The sequence below is a fragment of the Rhizobium sp. BK650 genome, assembly GCF_014195325.1.
Lineage (GTDB): Bacteria > Pseudomonadota > Alphaproteobacteria > Rhizobiales > Rhizobiaceae > Rhizobium.
Window position 1 is genome coordinate 396396 of the sequence record NZ_JACIBK010000004.1, and the last position, 21744, is coordinate 418139.

Annotated in this window: 14 protein-coding genes; 5 read left to right on the forward strand and 9 right to left on the reverse strand. The window is 61.1% G+C overall.

What is annotated here, in order from left to right:
* Window positions 1–87: 87 nt before the first annotated feature.
* The 4 genes from FHX15_RS13750 to topA form a co-directional block, all read right to left on the reverse strand.
* Window positions 88–1272 (reverse strand): MFS transporter, encoded by a 1185-nt coding sequence (locus FHX15_RS13750; protein ID WP_184397855.1) that lies wholly within the window; start codon window positions 1270–1272, stop codon window positions 88–90.
* Between the two features lie 249 nt (window positions 1273–1521).
* The gene (locus tag FHX15_RS13755) at window positions 1522–1974 is read right to left on the reverse strand and encodes a DUF983 domain-containing protein (protein WP_184397856.1); all 453 of its coding nucleotides are present in this window, start codon (window positions 1972–1974) and stop codon (window positions 1522–1524) included.
* 18 nt (window positions 1975–1992) lie between these two features.
* The gene (gene rnr / locus FHX15_RS13760) at window positions 1993–4362 is read right to left on the reverse strand and encodes a ribonuclease R (RefSeq protein WP_184397857.1); all 2370 of its coding nucleotides are present in this window, start codon (window positions 4360–4362) and stop codon (window positions 1993–1995) included.
* 2 nt (window positions 4363–4364) lie between these two features.
* The gene (gene topA, locus FHX15_RS13765) at window positions 4365–7025 is read right to left on the reverse strand and encodes a type I DNA topoisomerase (protein ID WP_184397858.1); all 2661 of its coding nucleotides are present in this window, start codon (window positions 7023–7025) and stop codon (window positions 4365–4367) included.
* A gap of 246 nt (window positions 7026–7271) precedes the next feature.
* On the opposite strand from topA, the gene FHX15_RS13770 reads away from it, so the two are divergent.
* The gene (locus FHX15_RS13770) at window positions 7272–7478 is read left to right on the forward strand and encodes a hypothetical protein (RefSeq protein ID WP_184397860.1); all 207 of its coding nucleotides are present in this window, start codon (window positions 7272–7274) and stop codon (window positions 7476–7478) included.
* Here FHX15_RS13770 and dprA read toward each other — a convergent pair.
* The 4 genes from dprA to FHX15_RS13790 are packed head-to-tail and all read right to left on the reverse strand — an operon-like array spanning window position 7458 to window position 11522.
* Window positions 7458–8606 (reverse strand): DNA-processing protein DprA, encoded by a 1149-nt coding sequence (gene dprA, locus FHX15_RS13775; RefSeq protein ID WP_184397862.1) that lies wholly within the window; start codon window positions 8604–8606, stop codon window positions 7458–7460. The genes FHX15_RS13770 and dprA overlap by 21 nt on opposite strands.
* Window positions 8606–9226, reverse strand: coding sequence for a glycerol-3-phosphate 1-O-acyltransferase PlsY (gene plsY, locus FHX15_RS13780; RefSeq protein WP_184397864.1), 621 nt, complete (start codon window positions 9224–9226; stop codon window positions 8606–8608). The genes dprA and plsY overlap by 1 nt, the downstream gene beginning before the upstream one ends.
* A 50-nt stretch (window positions 9227–9276) precedes the next feature.
* Complete coding sequence (locus tag FHX15_RS13785) at window positions 9277–10569, reverse strand: dihydroorotase (protein WP_184397866.1); 1293 nt, start codon at window positions 10567–10569, stop codon at window positions 9277–9279.
* Window positions 10566–11522, reverse strand: coding sequence for an aspartate carbamoyltransferase catalytic subunit (locus tag FHX15_RS13790; RefSeq protein WP_184397868.1), 957 nt, complete (start codon window positions 11520–11522; stop codon window positions 10566–10568). The genes FHX15_RS13785 and FHX15_RS13790 overlap by 4 nt, the downstream gene beginning before the upstream one ends.
* A 278-nt stretch (window positions 11523–11800) precedes the next feature.
* Here FHX15_RS13790 and FHX15_RS13795 point away from each other — a divergent pair, with 278 nt between their 5' ends.
* A complete protein-coding gene (locus tag FHX15_RS13795) occupies window positions 11801–13459 on the forward strand; it encodes an acyl-CoA dehydrogenase family protein (RefSeq protein WP_184397870.1) in 1659 nt (552 codons plus the stop codon).
* Window positions 13459–14076 carry a GNAT family N-acetyltransferase gene (locus tag FHX15_RS13800; protein ID WP_184397872.1) on the forward strand — a complete coding sequence of 206 codons (618 nt, stop codon included), beginning with the start codon at window positions 13459–13461 and terminating at the stop codon, window positions 14074–14076. The genes FHX15_RS13795 and FHX15_RS13800 overlap by 1 nt, the downstream gene beginning before the upstream one ends.
* A gap of 105 nt (window positions 14077–14181) precedes the next feature.
* Here the strand turns inward: FHX15_RS13800 and FHX15_RS13805 are convergent, their stop codons facing one another.
* The gene (locus tag FHX15_RS13805) at window positions 14182–17040 is read right to left on the reverse strand and encodes a ribonuclease E/G (RefSeq protein ID WP_184397874.1); all 2859 of its coding nucleotides are present in this window, start codon (window positions 17038–17040) and stop codon (window positions 14182–14184) included.
* A gap of 711 nt (window positions 17041–17751) precedes the next feature.
* Between FHX15_RS13805 and FHX15_RS13810 the strand changes: the two genes are divergently transcribed.
* Window positions 17752–18921: an N-acetylmuramoyl-L-alanine amidase gene (locus FHX15_RS13810; RefSeq protein WP_184397876.1), complete on the forward strand. Its 1170-nt coding sequence runs from the start codon at window positions 17752–17754 to the stop codon at window positions 18919–18921.
* A 260-nt stretch (window positions 18922–19181) separates the two neighbouring features.
* Window positions 19182–21629 carry a penicillin-binding protein 1A gene (locus FHX15_RS13815; RefSeq protein WP_184397878.1) on the forward strand — a complete coding sequence of 816 codons (2448 nt, stop codon included), beginning with the start codon at window positions 19182–19184 and terminating at the stop codon, window positions 21627–21629.
* The last annotated feature ends 115 nt before the right edge of the window (window positions 21630–21744 follow it).

A 21744-nucleotide genomic window follows, 5' to 3' on the forward strand; every position in this document is an offset into this window, starting at 1 on the left:
TCCTGCCTTTAAGAAAATGAAAGCCGTGGAAGCCGGATAGGCTCCACGGCAAATTCTGGCGCGAAACTACGAATCCCGCCCGAAAAGTCAAGCCCGCTTTCCGAGGAAAAGCAGCCTTATGCCGGCAAGCAGGACATAAAGCCCGAAGAAACCGGCAATTGCCCAGGCAAAACCGTTGTTTCCGGCAACGTCTATGGCCGCTCCGATCACTTGTGGGCCTGCAACAGTGCCGACTGCATAACAGAAAACGAACGCCGCATTTGCCGCCGCAAGGTCCGAACCTGTCAGACGGGAGCCGAGATGGCTGAGTCCAACCGTGTAGAGGCCGGAGACACAGCCACCCCAGAAAAGCAGGATGCCAGCCATGAGAAGCCAGTTGTTGACGAGGACCGGCAACATCATCGTGCCAACGAACCCGGTCAGCGCCATCAGAACCAGCAGAGGGCGCTTGTCTCTGATGCGGTCGGAAAGCAGGCCGAGCGGGATTTGGAAGATGACGTTGCCGACACCCATCATGGTGAGCAGCAGAGCGGCCTGCGATTCGGTAAAGTGAGCGCGAACGGCAAAGATCGGAAAGAGCGACAGACCGCCGGCTTCGACCGCGCCGAAGATGAAAACAGCAGCCGTTGCAGTTGGCACCAGGAAGACGTAGCGCATGAAATGCAGTTCGGGCTTCTCGTCCAGAACAGGGCTTTCGTAGCGGGCGATGAAGATCGGAATGGCAGCGAGAAGGATCGCGCCGGCGCCGACCAGGAAGGGCAGGATGCCGTCACTGCCGAGCAACGAAAAGATCAGCGGTCCCGCAGCAAAACCGATCGATAAGACCGTGGCATAGATGCCGAGCACGAATCCGCGCTTGGAAGGCGGCGAGGCTGCATTGATCCAGAATTCCGATAGGATGAAGAGCGTGGTCGTGGCGCCATGGAAGGCGAAGCGCAGCGGGAACCACATCCAGAAGTCCTGCGCATAGTAAAAACCGAGTGCGCTAAGCGCCGAAATCAACACCGCCCACATCATGGTCGGTGCGACGCCGTATTTATGGGCAAGCTTGGTGGTGATCGGCGCTGCCGCCATCGCTGCTATACCGGCCATCGCGGTGTTGAGGCCGATGAGCGTGGAGGAAATGCCACGCTTTTCGAGAATGATGCTGAGGAGAGGCAGCCCCAGGCCGATTGCTATACCGACCGCGGAAATGGAAGAGACGGCTGCCACCAGAGAAGGCCAATGGATTTCCTCGACATCGCCCGGTGTGCCGTTCCTCGGCTGAGACATTTATCCATCCTTAGAGAAGTATGCGGACGAATCGTCCGTCTGGTGCCACATAAAAAGACATAGGCATGCCAAATCCAAGTGACGGTAGGGTTTCATAATATTCTGACATTCGCCGACGAGTTCTTCAGTGTAGGCCTTTCTCGCACAAGAAATAATTGCCGCGGCAGTCTGCTGCCGATAGTCGGCTACAGGCCATCGCGGTCTGGCCGCTGCCACTACACGCGAAATATGTCTGTAAGGTGAAGGTGCTCAAGCTTGCCGGCCGGATGCGTCGTAATCATCGGGTTCGTCATCGTTACCGCCGAAACCGTGCATCTTCAAAGCCCATTGCAGGCCTATGACGCCGCCCTTGATCGGCTGGATCGAGACGAGTGCGGTGATGATGGTAATCGGCGCCCAGATGGCGAGATGCACCCAGACGGGCAGTACGAAGGCCATGTCGGTCAGCATGAAGCCGCCAACGACGACGTGGCCGAGCACGAGGATAACGAGATAGGGCGGCAGATCGTCAGCACGATGGTGGTACATCGCCTCGCCGCAGGCGGCGCAATGGTCGACGGGTTTGAGAAAGGCGCGAAACAGCTTGCCGCTGCCGCAGGCCGGGCAGCGGTTCAGCATGCCGCGCATGATGGAGCGTCCGAGGGGGCGCTCGACATCGGGCGTATCCCCGTAGCTGACCACCTCGTTTGTCGGTGTGCTCATAAGTCTTCCTTTCCGGAACTAGCGCCGCCCGCGCGGGGGCCTCGTTCCGACCTTTTTGCGAGCGCGGCCTGCGTCGCGCCGTCCCGCCTTGTGGAAGGAGCGCACAGCCGTCGGCATCTTGCGTCCCTCGCTCACCATTTCAAAACGCAGGGCACCAGCAAGCGGAATCGCCTCTGCCAGCCGCACCGTCACATCGTCGCCGAGACGATAGCCGAGCCCGGTTTTTTCACCCGTCAGCGCCTGATGTGCCTCGTCATAGATGAAGTAGTCTGTGCCGAGCGTAGATATGGGGATGAAACCATCGGCGCCATAGTCCGGCAGCAAGATAAACAGACCGGATTTTGTGACGCCCGAAACGCGGCCCTCGAATTCCTGACCGATGCGGCCGGCGAGATGATGGGCGATCAGACGATCGACCGTCTCGCGTTCGGCGGCCATAGCGCGACGTTCGAAGGTCGAGATCTCGGCAGCGATATCGTCGAGCGTTGCCTCCTCCTCCGGCGTGATGCCGCCTTCGCCGAGGCCGAGCGAACCGACCAGCGCGCGGTGCACGATGAGGTCGGCATAACGGCGGATCGGGGAAGTGAAGTGCGCATACTTCATCAGGTTCAGGCCGAAATGGCCAATATTCTCGGGGCTGTAGATTGCCTGGCTCTGCGAGCGCAGAACCATTTCGTTGACCATGGTCTGGTGCGGCGTCCCGTCCGCCTTGGCGAGAATGCCGTTGAAGCTGTTGGCGCGCACATTGCCGCCTTTGGCGAGCGAGATGCCAAGCGTAGCGAGGAACTCGCGCAGCACTTCCTGCTTGGCGAGCGTCGGCGAGTCGTGGATGCGGTAGATCAGCGCCTGGCGCTTTTTCTCCAGCGTCTCGGCAGCGGCGACATTCGCCTGGATCATCATTTCTTCGATCAGCTTGTGCGCATCGAGGCGCGGCGGCACGAACACACGGTCGACGGTGCCGTCGGGCTTCAGCAGGATCTTGCGCTCCGGCATATCGAGTTCGAGCGGCTGGCGCCGTTCGCGGCCGCGCTTCATCGTTTCGTAGGCGTGCCAGAGCGGCCTCAGGATTGGTTCCAGCATCGGGCCGGTCTTGTCGTCGGGCTTGCCGTCTATTGCCGCCTGCGCCTGCTGATAGGAGAGCTTGGCCGCGCTTTTCATCATGATGCGGTGGAAAGTATGGCCGATCTTGCGGCCCTCCTTCGAGAAGACCATGCGTACGGCAAGGGCAGGGCGGTCGACGCCTTCCTTCAGCGAGCAGAGGTCGTTGGAGATACGCTCCGGCAGCATCGGTACGACGCGGTCGGGGAAATAGACCGAATTGCCGCGCTTCAAAGCTTCGCGGTCGAGCGGCGAGTTCGGCCGCACATACCAGGAGACGTCGGCAATCGCGACGGTGACGATGACGCCGCCGGCATTCTCCTCTGAGGGGTCGGCCTCGGCATAGACGGCATCGTCGTGATCCTTCGCATCGGCCGGGTCGATGGTGATCAACGGCATATCGCGCCAGTCTTCCCTATGCGACATGGTGGCAGGCTTTGCCGCATCCGCCTCGGCTATGACGGCAGGCGGGAAGATATGCGGAATGCCGTGGGCATGAATGGCGATCATCGAGATCGCCTTTTCGGAGCCGACCGAACCGATAACGGAGAGCACTTTGGCGCGGGCCAGTCCGAAACGGCCAAGGCGGGCGATTTCAACCTCGACCAGATCGCCGTCCTGCGCATCGCCCTTGTAATCGGGGTCGATCACCATTTCCTCGCCGCGCCGGTCGATCGGCAGCAGGCGCCCGGCACCTCCCGGCGCGTCCTTGAAGACGCCCATGGTCGCGCCCCGCCGCTTGTCGATCACTTTGATGATGCGGGCCGTATAGGCCGGGCCACCACGGTCGACTGCCGGGAATATCTTCGCGAGGATACGATCGCCCAGGCCAGCAACAGGCGACTTGCCCTTACCCTGACGGCCGGCCGGCGATTGCTGGCGAATGGCGACGGCCGGCGCCACGCCCTGATCCTCCGGCCATTCGGCCGGTCGGCCGATCAGCTCGCCGTCCTTGTCACGCGTGGTGATGTCGAGCACGGTGACGGGCGGCAGGGCACCCGGCCGGATCAGCGACTTGCGGGTCTTCTGCAGCATGCCTTCCTGCTCCAGTTCCTGAAGCAGGTGCTTGAGCTCGACACGGCTTTCCCCCTTCAGCCCAAAGGCCTTAGCAAGCTCGCGCTTGGAGGCCTTCTGCGGATGCTCGGCGATGAAGCGCAGGATAACCTCGCGCGGCGGCAGAATGCCGTGCACGATATTCAGCGGCTCGGGCGCAGCTTCCCTGCTCGCGCGTCCGAACTTTCCCGGGCGTTTGCCCAGGGCTCTCGTAGTCTCGCGCGGTTCTCTCGCCACTCTCAGCTCTTTTTCGTTTTCGCCGCTGCTTTCGGCTTTGCAGCGGTCTTCGTCGTCTTGGCTTCGGCCGCCGCGGCCTTCGGTTTCGCGGCGGATTTAGCCTTCGCAGCCGTCTTAGCCTTGGTCTTTCCAGCAGGCGCCTTGCCGGCTTTTTCCGCAATCAGCGCCAGCGCTTCCTCAACGGTGATCGTCTGCGGATCCTTGCCTTTGGGTAGCGTCGCATTGACCTTGCCCCAGTTGACATAGGGACCATAGCGGCCGTCGCGAACGGTGATCGCACCGCCGTCAGGATGATCGCCGAGTTCCTTCAGGGCGGCTGGCGTTCCGCGGTTGCCGCCCGGCGCCTTGGCCTGCTTTTCGGCAATCAGCGTCACGGCGCGGTTGAGGCCGACCGAGAAGACGTCCTCAATGCTCTCCAGATTGGCATAGGTGCCGTCATGCAGCAGGAACGGCCCATAGCGGCCGAGCCCGGAAGAGATCATCTTGCCGGTTTCCGGATGTTTGCCGATATCGCGCGGCAGTGAAATCAGCGCCATTGCCTTTTCATAGTCGATATCTTCGGGCTTCCAGCCCTTCGGCAGCGAAGAGCGCTTGGCATCCTTGCCGTCGCCGCGCTGGATATAGGGTCCAAAACGGCCGGAGCGCAGGGTCAGTTCCTCGCCGGTGGTCGGGTCGGTGCCGAGGCTCTTCGGCTCGTTCAGCGCAGCGCCTTCGGCCTCACCGCCATTCTCGGAGGAGAGCTGACGGGTATAATTGCACTCGGGGTAGTTCGAGCAGCCGACGAAGGCGCCGTATTTGCCGAGCTTCAGCGACAGGTTGCCGGTGCCGCACACCTGGCAGATACGCGGATCGCTGCCGTCTTCGCGCTTCGGGAAGACTAGGGGTGCGAGCGCCTCGTTGAGCGAGTCCAGAACGTTGGTGACGCGCAGCTCTTTGGTGTCTTCGATCTGCGAGAAGAAATCCTTCCAGAAGTCGCGAAGAACCTGCTTCCAGTTCAGTTCGCCGGCCGAAATCCGGTCGAGCTTCTCTTCGAGGTCGGCCGTGAAGTCATATTCGACATACTTGGTGAAGAAGCTTTCGAGGAAGGCGGTGACCAGACGCCCCTTCGCCTGCGGGATCAGCTTGCGCTTGTCGATCGTCACATAGTCGCGGTCGCGCAAGGTCGCCAGCGTCGCGGCATAGGTCGACGGCCGGCCGATGCCGAGCTCTTCCATCTTCTTGATGAGCGAGGCTTCGGAATAACGCGGCGGCGGCTCGGTAAAGTGCTGCGTGGAGTTGATCTTCTGCCTGGCGAGGTTCTCGCGCGCATTGATTTCCGGCAGGCGGCCATCCTCGTCGTCGGCATCGTCGCTCTGTTCGCCATCCTCCTTCTGGTCGGTATAGGCGGCGATGAAGCCGTCGAAGCGGATGACGGAACCGACGGCACGTAAGCCCGCCTTCCGACCATTATTGTCAGCCAGGATCTCGGCTGTCGTACGCTCGATTTCGGCCGAGGCCATCTGGCTGGCGATGCCGCGCTTCCAGATCAGGTCATAGAGACGAATCTGGTCGGCATCGAGGAACTTGCGGACACGATCCGGCGAACGGTTGAAGTCGGTCGGGCGGATCGCTTCATGTGCCTCCTGGGCATTCTTCGCCTTGGTGGAGTAGAAGCGTGCCTTTTCGGGCAGGTATCGGTCACCGAACTGCTCGCCGATGGCGCGCCGTGCCGCATCGATCGCTTCAGGCGCCATCTGCACGCCGTCGGTACGCATATAGGTGATGAGACCAACGGTTTCGCCGCCGATGTCGACGCCTTCATAAAGCTTCTGCGCGATCTGCATGGTGCGCGAGGCCGAGAAGCCGAGCTTGGAGGAGGCGGCCTGCTGCAAAGTGGAGGTGGTGAAAGGCGGGGCCGGGTTGCGCTTGACGGGCTTTGCCTCGACGCTTTCGACGACATAGCTCGCGCCTTCAAGCAGCGCCTTCAGCTTGCCGGCTTCATCGCCATTAGCGATCGAGCGCGGTTGCAGCCGCTTTCCGTCGGCAGAAACCAGCCTCGCCTCGAATTCGTCGCCGCGCGGCGTCTTCAAGAGCGCCGAAAGGTTCCAGTATTCTTCGGAGATGAAGCGCTCGATCTCGGATTCACGATCGCAGACGAGCCGCAGCGCCACCGACTGCACGCGGCCGGCAGACCGTGCGCCGGGCAGCTTGCGCCAGAGAACCGGCGAGAGGTTGAAGCCGACGAGATAGTCGAGCGCGCGGCGGGCAAGATAGGCGTCGACCAGCGGGACGTCGATATCGCGCGGATCGGCCATCGCGTCGAGCACGGCCTTCTTGGTGATGGCGTTGAAGACGACGCGCTTGACCGGCTTGCCGTTGATGACCCGTTTCTTGTTCAGAAGGTCGAGCACATGCCAAGAGATAGCCTCACCTTCGCGATCAGGGTCGGTTGCAAGAAACAGGGCATCGGAGGATTTCACCGCGTCTGCAATATCCTTCATGCGCTTGGAAGAGGCGCCATCCACCTCCCACAGCATCTCGAAATCCTGATCCGGAAGGACGGAGCCGTCCTTGGCAGGCAGATCGCGCACATGGCCGAAGGAGGCGAGCACCTTGTATCCTGGACCAAGATACTTGTTGATCGTCTTTGCCTTGGCAGGCGATTCCACCACTACAACATTCATGATGATTCTCTAAAAAAGATACCGAACCGGCGAAGTAGCAGGCGCAATACGCACTGCAACATGAATGCCGGCCCTCCGACATGGACAGGGAATTCGCTGCGGTCAAGAGGTTTGGTCGAATTTTACCTCTTTGCGGTGTTTCGCAACTATTGCGGGATTGAAAGAGTGTTGCAATTAAGGATAATTGCTCTATCGTTTTTGAAGCGTTGTTCAGGTTCGTTATCAAGCAATTTCACAGAGACAATTATGACGCCCGAGATTGCAGAGAAAGATACCAATCGCTCGGCGTCGCTTGAGAACATTGCTTTCATCCGGCAGATGCTCGCAGAATTGCACCAGATGGCAGAACGCGAAGAGGCGGAGATGCTGAGCTATCTCATCGAAATGGCCTATGTCGAAGCCGGGGACCTCCAGTCGCGCATCAGTGGCGGCTCAGTCCAGCATGGAAATTGAAATCAGTCCGCCGGCATGGCGGTGAAGCCGACCGGCCATATCCAGCTCCAGAAGAACGAGATAGACCGCAGAAGCAGAAAGGCCGGTGTGGCGGATGATGTCATCGACCTCCACCGGCGTCGGGCCCAGCGCATCGATGACGAGCGAGCGATCGGTTTCGTCGGGCGGAAGCGACATCCTGCTGTCTTCGCGCTTCGGCTCTTCGGCTGATGACCGTGAGAAAAGATCGGGCTGTGACAGCGGCGTCAACGCTTCCACGACATCCTCAGGCGAAGTGACGATCGTCGCCCCCTCCTTCAGAAGGCCGTTTGTGCCGTGGCAGCGCGGATCGAGCGGCGAACCCGGCACGGCAAAGACCAGCCGCCCGAATTCGCCGGCCATCCGCGCCGTGATAAGCGAGCCGGAACGAACTGCTGCCTCCACGACCGCGACGCCGAGCGAGATGCCAGCAATCAGCCGGTTGCGGCGAGGGAAATCACGGGCACGGGGCTCCCAGCCGAAAGGCATCTCGCTGACCGCAAGCCCGTTGCCATTCCATATCGCCTCCAGCAGTCCGACATTTTCGGGCGGGTAGGGTTGGTCCAGCCCCCCGGCCATTGCGGCAATGGTGCCGGTATCGAGGCTTGCTCGATGGGCGGCGGTGTCGATGCCGCGGGCAAGGCCGGAGACAACGGCGTAGCCGGCCCGGCCGCAGTCTCGGGCGATCATCGCGGCGAACTTCGAGCCGCTGATGGAAGCATTGCGCGAACCGACAATGCCGACCGCCGGCCTGTTCAGCACGGAAAGATTGCCCTTGACCGTCAGCAGCGGCGGCGCGCCATCGATCTGGCGCAGCGCCTGCGGGTAGTCGGGCTCGCCGATGCCGACGAAACGGGCGCCGAAGCGCTGTACCGCCTCGAGCTCGCGATGCGCTTCAGCCTCGGAGGCAATACGGATCGAGCGTGTCGCTCCGCCGCGTGCCGATAGCTCCGGCAGCATCGCAAGCGCGGCCTCCGCCGAGCCGAAATGATTGATAAGGTCGCGAAAGGTCGCGGGGCCGACATTGTCGGAACGGATCAGCCGCAGCCAGGCGATCCTCTGCTTGTCGGTCAGCGCAACTCCCTTTGGCCTTGCGCCGAGCGCGTCCATTATCCCTTAGCCCCGATCTTGCTTTCCGTGCCGTTCATCAGGCGGGAAATATTGGCCTTGTGCTTCCAATAGGAGATGACGGTCATGATGGCCATGATCGCCGCAACCTTTTCGTTGCCTAATATCAACAATGCAACCGGTATGACAAGCATGGCGATCAGCGCGGAAAGCGAGGAGTAGCGGGTGATAAAGGCGGTTCCCAGCCAGACGGCTGCAAACAGCAGGACCATGAGCGGCGCAACACCAAGCAGCGTGCCGATATAGGTAGCGACACCCTTGCCGCCCTTGAAGCCGATCCAGACGGGGAAGAGATGGCCGATGAAGGCGAAGAAACCGGCGATGATGCCGGCTTCCTCGCCCGCCAAATAGGCCATGATCCAGGCGGCGGCGGCAGCCTTCAGCGCGTCGAGCAGCAGCGTTGCGGCTGCAAGCTTCTTGTTGCCGGTGCGCAGCACATTGGTCGCGCCGATATTGCCGGAGCCGATGCTGCGCACGTCGCCAAGCCCCGCGGCGCGCGTCAGGATGAGGCCGAATGGGATCGAGCCAAGCAGGTAGCCGACGACGACCGCTGCAAGCGCCAGAGGCAGTGTAATCTGCCAGGTGACAAGATCAGATATCATTTTGTTCCCCAATTCTTTGCCGGAGGCCGCCCGGAAGGGCAGGGCAGCACCTAGCTCTGCAATGCGTGAACCAGCTTGCCGCCGACATAGGTCGCAACGGCTCGCCCGCTGAAGCGTGCATCCTCGAACGGCGTATTCTTCGAACGGGAAAGAAGCATGTCCTTTGCGACAAGCCAAGGTTCTTCCAGATCGATCAATGCGATATCAGCTTTCGCCCCAGGCTTCAGCGTCCCGGCATCAAGACCGAAGATCTGCGCCGGGCGCGTGGACATCGCATCGATCAGCCGCATCAGGCTGACCTGCTCGCTGTGATAGAGCCGCAAAGCTGCCGCGAGCATGGTTTCAAGGCCCACAGCGCCATCTTCCGCCTCGCCGAAGGGCAGGCGCTTGGTATCGACGTCCTGCGGATCATGCGAGGAGACGATGATGTCGATAGCGCCCCTTGCCAGCGCATCCACCATTGCTACACGGTCGTCTTCGGAGCGCAGTGGCGGGTAGAGCTTGAAGAAGGTCCGGTATTCGCCGATGTCGTTCTCGTTCAGCGCCAGATTGTTGATCGACACGCCGCAGGTGACCTTCGCGCCGCGCGAGCGGGCAAGCTCGATCGCCTCGACCGATTCCGGCACTGATATCATTGCCGCGTGATAGTTGCCGCGCGTCAGCTGGGCGATGCGCAGGTCGCGTTCGAGCGGGATCAACTCCGCTTCCTTCGGAATGCCGGAAAGGCCAAGCCAGCTTGCGAGCAGGCCTTCATGCATGACTCCGTTGGCGCCGAGATATTTGTCGCGCGTTGCGCAGGAAATGACGGCGCCGAATTCGCGTGCATAGGTCATCACCCGGCGCAGGACCTGCGTATCGGAAATGCTGGCATGCGCATCGGTGAAGGTAACGGCGCCCGCCTGCATCAATAAGCCGATTTCCGTCATCTCCTCACCGGCAAGCCCCTTGGTGATGGCCGCTGCCGGATAGACGTTGACGATCGCCGTATCCCGCGCCGTCTTCTTGACGAACTCGACGAGCGCGATGTCGTCGATGATCGGATGCGTGTCCGGCATCATGACGATGGAGGTTACGCCGCCCGCCGCCGCCGCGCGGCTCGCCGAAGCAATGGTCTCGCGGTGCTCGCCGCCAGGTTCGCCGATATGGACGCGGGCATCGACGAGACCAGGGGTTGCGACGAGGCCGGTGCAATCACGCACGGTCGCCCCTGCGGGCGTACCCTGGTTTTGCGCATCCTTGCCGGCGGCAACGATGAGGCCGTCCTTGACGATAACAGTGCCGACCTCATCGAGATCGCGGGAGGGGTCGATAATGCGGACGTTCTTGAGGACGAGATTGCTCATGCGCCCACTCCATCAGTACGAGGACCCTGGTTCTGGGAGACGAGCAGTGCCTCCATGACAGCCATGCGCACCGCGACCCCCATTTCGACCTGTTCCGCAATCACGCTCTGCGGACCATCGGCGACCTCGGAGGCGATTTCGACGCCACGGTTCATCGGTCCCGGATGCATGACCAGTGCATCCTCTTTCGCCGCCTTCAGCGTTTCGGCATCGAGGCCGTAGAAATGATAATATTCGCGCACCGACGGCACGAAGGCGCCAGACATGCGCTCGCGCTGCAGCCGAAGCATCATCACGACATCGGCGTCCTTCAGCCCTTCCTTCATCGAATGGAAGACCTCGACGCCCATTTCGGCAATCCCCGCCGGCAGCAGCGTCGCCGGAGCCACGACCCGCACCCGCGCGCCCATGGCATTCAGAAGCAGGATGTTGGAGCGCGCCACGCGCGAATGTAAGACGTCGCCGCAGATCGCCACGATGATGCGCGACAGCCGGCCCTTGGCGCGGCGGATGGTCAGCGCATCGAGCAGCGCCTGTGTCGGATGTTCGTGCTGGCCATCGCCGGCATTGACGACCGAGCAGGAGACCTTCTGGGCGAGAAGCGCTGCCGCACCGGCGCTGGAGTGACGGATGATCAGAACATCCGGCCGCATCGCATTCAGCGTCATCGCCGTGTCGATCAGCGTCTCGCCCTTCTTCACCGAGGAATTGCCGACTGACATGTTCATCACGTCGGCGCCGAGGCGTTTGCCGGCAAGTTCGAAGGAGGATTGTGTGCGTGTCGACGCTTCGAAGAAGAGGTTGATCTGCGTTAGTCCCCGGAGGGTCGACGTCTTCTTTTCTCGCTGCCGGCTGATCTTGACGGCTTCGTCAGCCTTGTCGAGGAGATAGGTAATATCCTGCTCGGTGAGGCCCTTGATGCCAATGAGGTGACGGTGGGGGAAAAAGACCATGACCCTGCCTCTTATTGTCTTCGCGGGGTCTATAAAGAGTGCGGGGGGAAGGGGCAAGCGCGTGCTGTGCGCAAATCCCATGTTCCCCATGCATTTTCCGTCGAATCCCGCTACTGCATGATTCCTTAAATCGGAATCGATTAAGGATAGAATTACGCAGCAATTTAAGTGCTACAGCGTCCTTTCCGCGTCTGAGAAGACGTGCGCTGTAGAGCAGAATTCTGCTTATCACGAACTTCCGGTTTCCCTTTGCCGGGCTCATGAAATAGAAGCGAACAATGACCGCCGCAAACCGGACTGAAGACAAACTCGCCGAACTCAACCAGCCGAGCCTCTGGTCGGGAATCAATGCCTATCGATCCGATCCGCTGATCGTCGACTTGACCGCCTCGTTGCCGCGCACCATCCGTGAAGACCTGGAAAACATGGGCCGCTTCGTCACCTCGCCGGAAGCGCAGGAACTGGCGCGCATGGCAAACCAGGGCACGCCGCAACTTCGCACCCACGGTCCCCGCGGCGAACGTCTGGATATCGTCGAATTTCACCCGGCCTGGCATGCGCTGATGCGCCGTTCCATGGCTTCGGGCCTGCATTCCTCGGTCTGGGATCCGCAGGCTGATACCGAAGCCAAGGATCAGGCCCACCACATTCGCGCAGCCCGCTTCTATCTGACGGCGCAGCTTGAAACCGGCCATCTTTGCCCGCTCACGATGACGAGCGCCTCTGTCGCCGCGCTCTCGGCTTCACCGGCTGTCCAGAAAGACTGGGCGCCGAAAATCCTGTCGCGCAAATACGACTCCTCCAATCGTCCGGCCATGCAGAAATCCGCCGTGACGATCGGCATGGGCATGACTGAAAAGCAGGGTGGCACGGATGTCCGTGCCAACACGACCGCGGCCGAAAAAGTGAGTGAGGGCATTTATCGGCTCTCCGGCCACAAATGGTTCATGTCCGCGCCGATGAGCGACGCCTTCATCATGCTGGCGCAGACCAAGGAGGGTATGGGCTGCTTCCTGGTGCCGCGCCTGCTGGAGGATGGTTCCGCCAACGGCTTGCAGTTCCAGCGCCTGAAGGACAAGGTCGGCAACCGCTCCAATGCCTCTTCCGAAGTGGAATTCACCGATACGTTCGGCTTCCTGCTCGGCGGCTCCGATGCCGGCATCCGCACTATTCTTGACATGGTGACGCTGACGCGGCTCGATTGCGCTCTGGCTTCTTCGGGCATCATGCGCGCCTCTCTCGCCGAGGCCGTGCATCATACGCGCGGTCGCAGCGTCTTCGGCAAGATGCTGGTCAACCAGCCGATTATGGCGCGTGTACTCGCCGACATGGCGCTTGATGTCGCAGCCGCCACGGCTCTTTCCTTCCGTCTGGCAGACGCCTTCGACAAGGCTCGCGGCAACGCCGAAGAGGCTGCCTATGCCCGCGTCATGACGCCGGTCGCCAAATACTGGTGCTGCAAGATCGCCCCGTCGCTGATTTATGAGGCGATGGAGTGCATCGGCGGCAGCGGCTACATTGAGGAGCGTCCAATCGCCCGGCACTACCGTGAGGCCCCGGTCAATGCGATCTGGGAAGGTTCGGGCAACGTCATGTCGCTTGACGTGCTGCGCGTGCTGAACCGCGGCAAGGATCTCTTCGAGACGGTCTTTGCAGGTTTCGCGCGCGACCTTGGCCCCGCCGGCAAGAAGACGATCGACGTGCTGCGCGCCGCAATTGCGCTTTGCGAACAGGACGAGGGCGCTGCCCGCCTGCTCGTCGAGCAGTTGGCACTCGTTGCCGGCGCAGCCGAGCTCTACCGTCTCGGGGCAGGGCGCATTGCCGACGCCTTCATCGAGACCCGTCTCGCGGGTGGCTGGCGCTCCACCTACGGCATGCTCGATTCCCGTTTCGACGCGAGCTACATTGTCGACCTGCTTTACCCGCCGGCTGCCTGATGCAGATGTTTCGGAACGCGCGGCGGGACGATCTCGATCAGATATACGGTATTTCGCTTGCCACCGGCGACGGCGGCCAGGATGCGAGCCACCTCTACCGCGATGGCCGCCTGGTCGGCCATATCTATTCTGCGCCTTATGTCGCGCTCAATCCGGAAATGACCCTCGTTGCGGAGGATGAGCTGGGCATCGCCGGCTATATCGTCGGCGCCTACGATACAGCAGCTTTCGAAGCGCGGCTCGAACGCGAATGGTGGCCCGCTCTGCGCGATCAATATGCCGATCCGGCCGGCGATCCCTCCGGATGGACGGCCGATGAGCGCCGCAGCTTTGCGATCCATCATCCGCACACCATGTGGGCCGAGATCGTCGACGCCTATCCGGCCCATATCCACATGAACTTGCTGCCGCGCCTGCAGGGAAAGGGTGTCGGAAGCCGTCTTCTGAAGCAGTGGATATGTGAAGCCCGTCAGGCCGGTGTGCGCGGCATTCATCTCGGCGTCAATGCCGGCAACCAGAGCGGCCTAGGCTTCTGGTCCTCCCGTGGTTTCGAGCGCCTGCTACCGCCGCTCGTCCCGGCATCGGAAGTCTCCGTCTGGTTCGGGCGCGCACTCTAAGCCTTCTCTATTAGCCACAGGCTGACCGTTCGTCACTCTACGGCACAAAAAATCCGGCCGCGTCGCCGCAGCCGGATCATGTCATTTATCGCCGAAAAGCAGCTTTCAGAAGAAACCGCGGCGCTGCCACCAGCCTGCCTTCTTCGGCTTCCCTTCACCTTCGGCTTCCCCGCTATCCGTGCGGTTCGAGGTGACCGTCGGCTCGGAAGACGAGATGTTGGATCCGCGATTAGCACGAACCGGCTTGGCCTCTTCCTGAGCAGGTTCGGCAAGATCTGCAGACGCTTCCGCCGCTTCCGGCTCGGCTTCTGCTTCCATAGCCGGCGCTTCGATCACAGGCTCCTCGACCGGCGAAGGTGCGGCATCAGCCTTGCGACGACCGCGACCGCGTCCGCGTGCCGGCTTGACTTCCTCGGCAACGCTCTCGTTGCCTTCGGTAGCCGCCATGGCCGGCTGAGCATCGACAACGTCGATCGTAGCGACTTCGATTACTTCGCCTTCGGTCTCTATGCTTTCCTCGGCTGCGGTATCATCGCCTTCATCGGCATCGTCGCCCTCGGAAGCAGCGCCCGTCTCGGCGCCTTCCTCACCGCGATTGCGACGACCGCCACGCTTGCCGCGACGGCGGCGCTTGCGGCGCTGGGAGTCTTCGCCTTCGGCACGGGTCTCTGCGGCACCTTCGGCCGCATCGCTATCGCCCTCGCTGCCTTCGTCGTCGCCCTCATCTCCTTCATCCGCATCTCCGGAAACGGCATCGGCAGCAACCTGCTGCTCGGCATTGCCATTGCGGCCGCGACGGCGGCGACGGCGCTTGCGCTTGCGTCCACCTTCGCCCTCGCTCTCAGCACGGGCAACAGGGCGCTCGGCGGCAGCGGGCTTTTCTTCCAGTTCTTCGTCTTCTTCCTCGTCATGCTCGATAATGACATCGTCGTCATCGTCATCAGGAATGGCTGCGAAGTTGAAGAGGCTTTCGATCTTGACCGGGTTTTCGACCGGCTCGCCGCGATCGATCGCGAAGTGCTGCGCACCGACCGAGCCATCCGCATCGATGATGATCGCCACGCCGAAGCGGCTTTCATAGTCAACGATCGTCTGGCGCTTATGGTTGAGCAGATAGAGCGCGATGTCCGGCGTCGTCCGTACAGTGATATTGTGTGTCGTGTTCTTGAGCAGATATTCCTCGATGCCGCGCAGCACATGCAGGGCGACGGAGGATTGCGAACGGACGTGCCCGGTGCCGCCGCAATGCGAGCAGACCTGGGTCGTCGATTCGAGAACGGAAGCGCGGATACGCTGGCGCGACATTTCGAGAAGGCCGAAATGCGAGATCCGGCCGACCTGGATACGGGCGCGGTCGTTCTTAAGGCATTCCTTCAGTTTCTTCTCGACAGCGCGGTTGTTGCGCTTCTCTTCCATGTCGATGAAGTCGATGACGATCAAGCCTGCGAGGTCGCGCAGGCGAAGCTGGCGGGCGATTTCTTCCGCCGCTTCGAGGTTCGTCTGAAGCGCCGTGTCCTCGATCGAGTGCTCGCGGGTCGAGCGGCCGGAGTTGACGTCGATCGAAACCAGCGCTTCGGTCTGGTTCATAATCAGGTAGCCGCCGGACTTCAGCGTCACCTGCGGCTGCAGCATGCGGTCGAGCTGGGCTTCGATGCCGGAGCGCGAGAAGATCGGGTGAATGTCGCGATAGGGCTGAACCACCTTGGCGTGGCTCGGCATCAGCATCTTCATGAAGTCTTTCGCTTCGCGATAGCCTTCTTCGCCGGCAACGATGATCTCGCCGATATCCTTGTTGTAGAGATCGCGGATCGAGCGCTTGATCAGCGATCCTTCCTCATAGACGAGGCATGGGGCGGTCGATGCCAGCGTCAGCGTGCGGACGTTCTCCCACAGGCGCATCAGATATTCGAAGTCGCGCTTGACCTCGACCTTGGTGCGGTTCGCGCCGGCGGTACGCAGGATCACGCCCATGCCCTGCGGAACTTCCAGCATGCGGGCGATTTCCTTCAGCCGCTTGCGATCCTGCGGATTGGTGATCTTGCGGGAAATGCCGCCGCCGCGTGCCGTGTTCGGCATCAGAACCGAATAGCGGCCAGCAAGTGAGAGATAGGTCGTGAGGGCAGCACCCTTGTTGCCGCGCTCTTCTTTGGCGACCTGCACCAGCAGGATCTGCCGGCGCTTGATGACTTCCTGGATGCGGTACTGCTTGCGCGGCTTGCGCTGCACACGGTCGGGAACCTCTTCCATCGCGTCTTCGGCGCCGACGGATTCGATGACTTCTTCTTCGCCGTGATCGTCGTCATCGTCGTCATCGTCCTGACGGCGCTTGGAGACCTCGACGTCCTCGGAAATAGAGTCCGTTTCGACCATAGCGGCCATCTCGCCACCGGCGGAGCCTTCATCGTCGCTATCGGCAAAGGATGCTTCCGGTGCTGCGGCCTCTTCGGCGACAGGTTCGGCTGCCTTCTTGCGGCTGCGACGGGCGCGAGGCTTCTTGGCCGGCGCTTCTTCAGCGAGGGGTGCTGCTTCTTCGGCCGGCGCCGCCGCTACGTCTGTTTCCGCAGACTCGGTTTCGGGCTGCTCGACCGGGACGATGCCGATATCGGGCTGTTCCTGTGTCGAGAGATCGACGACTGGAGCGGTCTCGACATGCTCGACATCCTCGTCGCGGCGATGCTCCTCGGCTTCAGCGCGAAGTAGGGCCTGACGGTCGGCGAGCGGAATCTGGTAATAATCAGGATGAATTTCGGCGAAGGCCAGGAAGCCGTGCCGGTTGCCGCCATAGTCGACGAAAGCGGCCTGCAGCGAGGGTTCGACCCTCGTTACTTTTGCAAGATAGATGTTGCCGCGGATTTGCTTCTTGTGCTGCGACTCGAAGTCAAATTCCTCTATGCGGTTCCCGCGAACGACAACGACGCGCGTCTCTTCCTCGTGAGACGCATCGATAAGCATTTTGTCTGCCATGTAAGCTGAGCTCCTCGGCGAGGCCGCGAGAGCGCATTCCCGACTGCTATTGACACAGAAAGAATGCGGTCCGCCGTGGCCGCGCCGGATAATGAAAGTCGCGATTGGTGCGAGGGGGAGGGCAGCAGCCAGACCGCAGCCGAAACCTTTTCGTTCCGGGGCCTGTACACTTCAGATAAAACCTGCTGCGAAACCATCAACAACCAAGCGTGATCGACAATGACGAAGACCCATTTCGGGTCCGATGAGTTTGCTCCCTAAGAGCGTGGTGGCTGATCCACCAATGAAATCCCAGCATGATGCCGGAAAATCAGGATCCAGTTCTCGGGCGGAAATGCATTAGACGGCGGACGATTACCGGTTGTGGCGCCAGGTCCGGGGGCGGCTGGCTGCCTTGCGGCGATTCTATCCCGTCGACACTTCTACCCTAAAATTCGTTGTATGTTTTCTCTGTCACAATAGCAAGGGAAAAGCCAAATGTGCCATAATATTGATGGATTTCGTATCGCATAAACTTCTCGGGGATAAGCGATCCCGATTCGCGGGTCGGCGCGTGCGGGCTCGCCTCTAGCGGGCGTCCGCAGGACGCTGTAAGGGGCCATCGCAGAATAAATAGGGTGTGGCGGGCTATTGTTTAAGAGGGATCGAATCGCGGCGGGGTTGTCCGTAGGGCGAAATCTAGGTTTCGCGTGGTGGCTTTGTGCCTTTGCAGTGCTTTGCGCGGTTCCAGGCGGCGCGACCGGCATAAAGAACCCCTTGCTGGCCTACGGGGCGCGTATCGTCGGTGACGACGCCAGAACCCGCATCGTCATCGATTTCGACCGTGAGCCTCGTTTTTCCGTCCACTACATTGCCAATCCCGAACGCATCGTAGTCGACCTGCCGGCAACTGCTTTCGGCTTTCCGGCCAAAGACCTTGAGGCACGGGGCCTCTTCAAGGACATCCGTTATGGCGCGATGGATGAAGGAAGCGCTCGCATTGTATTGACGGCGTCGCGTCCGGTTCAGCTTGCCCTCGCCAAGGTGCAGTCCGATGAGAACGGCACTGGTCATCGGCTGGTGCTCGATGCCGAAATGATCGACGAACAGAAATTCGCCGAACTGGTGAAGACCCAGTCCTGGAACAACCAGGCAGATGCGACCCAAACGACGAGCGCCATTCCCCTGCCGGAAAAGACCGCCCCTGGGGATTTCGTGATCGCAGTCGATGCCGGCCACGGCGGTATCGACACGGGCGCCATCGGCGTCGATACGAAGACAGAGGAAAAGCAGGTGACGCTCGCCTTCGCCAAGGCGCTAGCCGACCGCCTGAACAAGGAGCCGGGCATCAAGGCTTTCCTGACGCGCGACGACGATGAATTCCTGTCGCTCTCGCAGCGTGTGCTGATCGCCCGGCAGAACCATGCGGCCCTTTTGATCTCGCTGCATGCGGATACGCTGAAGCAGAAGGATATTCGCGGCGCGACGGTCTACACGATTTCCGACAAAGCCTCAGACAAGCTCGCCGCCGATCTTGCCGATCGAGAAAATCTGTCGGACCAGATCGCCGGCAAGGAAACGGTAGCCGAGCCGCCTGAAGTCGCAGATATCCTTCTTGATCTGACGCGGCGCGAGACACAGGCTTTCTCGATCTCGCTTGCCGAAAGCGTGTTAGCCTCCTTCAAAGATCAGGTCGGGACGATTAACAATCCGCACCGTCACGCCGGCTTCCGTGTACTGCAGGCGCCTGACGTCCCGTCGATCCTGCTCGAGCTCGGCTTCCTCTCCAATGTCGAGGACGAAAAGCGTCTGCTTGATGATGGCTGGCGTGTGAAGATGGCCGATCTATTGACCGATGCGGTGAAGCGTTACCGCACGAGCCTGATGGCGAACGGTGGATGAGGCCAAGCGTTGCCCTGAAGTGACACCGGGGCCGAAACCGGATCGCTTGCCGAACGCGAAGGGGAAAGTGGCAGGTCGGGCCCTATTTTCCTCACATTCGCGCCATTACTCCGATCTATGTGTTTCGCATTGGCGAGACGAAATCGGCTTGTAGCGTTAACGCGCATGGAGTAAGCCGCGCAGCGTGCGAAGAGCTATGATCCGTGCGATTGTGCGACTGCGCCGATCTAGTGATTAGAAATACCGGTAGCTGAAAAAATATGGTTAGACTTCTTGGATATTTCTTCGGAATAGCGTGCGTCGGTTTCCTGGCCGCCGCGGCTGTCGTTGGCGTCTATCTTGCCAGCGTCACGAAGGATCTTCCCGACTATGCCGTATTGAGCAGCTACGAGCCGCCTGTTACCACGCGTGTCCATGCCGGCAACGGCGCGCTAATGGCCGAATATGCCAAGCAGCGGCGCCTGTTCCTTCCAATCCAGGCGGTGCCCGATCGCGTAAAGGCGGCCTTCCTTTCTGCCGAAGACAAGAATTTCTACCAGCATCCCGGTATCGATATCACCGGTTTCATGCGCGCGTTGGTTGCCTATTTGACCGGCGGTCCGACGCAGGGCGGTTCGACCATCACGCAGCAGGTGGCCAAGAACTTCCTGCTGTCGAGCGAACAGACCATGGAGCGCAAGGCCAAGGAAGCGATCCTCTCCTTCCGCATCGAGCAGGCCTACAGCAAGGACAAGATTCTCGAGCTTTATCTGAACGAGATTTTCTTCGGCCTGAATTCCTATGGCGTCGCCAGCGCTTCTCTGACCTATTTCAATAAGTCCGTCAGTGAACTGACAATCGCCGAAGCAGCCTATCTCGCTTCGCTGCCGAAGGGGCCAGCCAACTACCATCCGTTCCGCCATCCCGATGCCGCCATCACGCGCCGTAACTGGGTCATCGATCGCATGGTCGAAAATGGCTATGTCAGCCAGAGCGACGGTGAGGATGCCAAGAAGCAGCCACTCGGCGTTACGGCCCGCAACAGCGGCCCATCTCTGTTTGCCTCCGATTACTTCGCCGAAGCCGTGCGCCGCCAGCTTATCGACCAGTATGGTGAGAAGGCGCTCTACGAAGGCGGTCTTTCGGTGCGCACGTCACTCGATCCGCAGATGCAGCTCGCGGCCCGAAAGGCGCTGCAGGACGGCTTGGTCAATTATGACGAGCGTCGCGGTTTCCACGGTCCGATCAAGCAGATCGCCATGTCGGGTGACTGGGGACCGGCGCTGGCTGACGTTCCCGCGCTTTCCGACGTACCGGAATGGCGCCTGGCAGTCGTGCTCGCAGTTTCCAGTGACGGCGTCGATATTGGCCTCCAACCGCCGAAGGATGGAGGCGGCAAGGTTTCCGCGGCACGTGAGCGCGGCTCGATTGCCGCCAAGGATATGCAGTGGGCCTTCCGCTCCGCCGCTGGCGACCGCCGGTCGACAAAGTCGCCGGTCGGCGTCGTTTCTGCAGGCGATGTCGTTTATGTCGAGCGCCTCGGTGCTGACGGTTCGACTTCCTATCGTTTGCGCCAGCCGCCGAAGGTGCAGGGCGGTCTGGTCGCCATGGACCCGAAGACCGGCCGCGTTCTCGCCATGGTTGGCGGCTTCTCCTATGGTCAGTCGGAATTCAATCGCGCCACGCAGGCCATGCGCCAGCCGGGTTCTTCCTTCAAGCCTTTCGTCTACGCTGCCGCTATGGACAACGGCTATACGCCGGCCTCCGTTATCATGGATGCGCCGATCGAGATCGTTTCGGGCGGACAGGTCTGGAAGCCGGAAAATTATGGTGGCGAAGTCGGCGGCCCTTCGACGCTACGTTCGGGCATCGAGAATTCGCGCAACCTCATGACGGTGCGCCTCGCCAACGATCTCGGCATGAACATCGTTGCCGAATATGCCGAACGCTTCGGCATCTACGATAAGATGCCGCCGCTGCTCGCCATGTCGCTCGGCTCGGGCGAAACGACGGTGCTGCGCATGGTCTCGGCCTATTCGGTTATCGCCAATGGCGGCAAGCAGATCAAGCCGACGCTGATCGACCGCATCCAGGACCGTTACGGCAAGACGATCTTCAAGCATGAAGAGCGTCTCTGCGAAGGCTGCAATGCCGGCGACTGGCAGAGCCAGGAAGAACCCCACATCGTCGACAACCGCGAACAGGTTCTCGATCCGATGACCTCCTACCAGATCACCTCGATGATGCAGGGCGTCATTCAGCGTGGCACGGCTGCAGGCAAGATCGATCTCGGTGGCCGCGACGTTGCCGGCAAGACCGGCACGACCAACGACGAAAAGGATGCCTGGTTCGTCGGCTTCACCCCGGATCTGGTCTGTGGCCTTTACATGGGCTTTGACACGCCCGCCCCGCTCGGCCGCGGCGGCACGGGCGGCGTTCTCTCGGCGCCGATTTTCAATGAATTCATGCAGGCTGCCGTCAAGGACATGCCGGAATCGAAATTCGTCGTCCCGGCCGGCATGAATATGGTCGCGATCAACCGCAAGACCGGTATGGCCGCTGGCGACGGCGAGCCGGGCACGATTATCGAAGCCTTCAAGCCCGGCACCGGCCCGGCCACCAGCCTCTCGGTCATCGGCATGGACGGCACGATGGCGCCGGAGGAAATCCTGCGCACCTCGCCGCAAGCAAACCAGGCGGTCCAGACCAACACGCCCGGCCTTTTCTGATAGAGACTGATCTCCGTTACGCCCGCCACGGCTCTTTACATCCGTGGCGGGCGTCTCTATGTCACCAGCCTTACAGAATACCGGGCACTCACAGAATACCGAGGCAAAGAAGCAG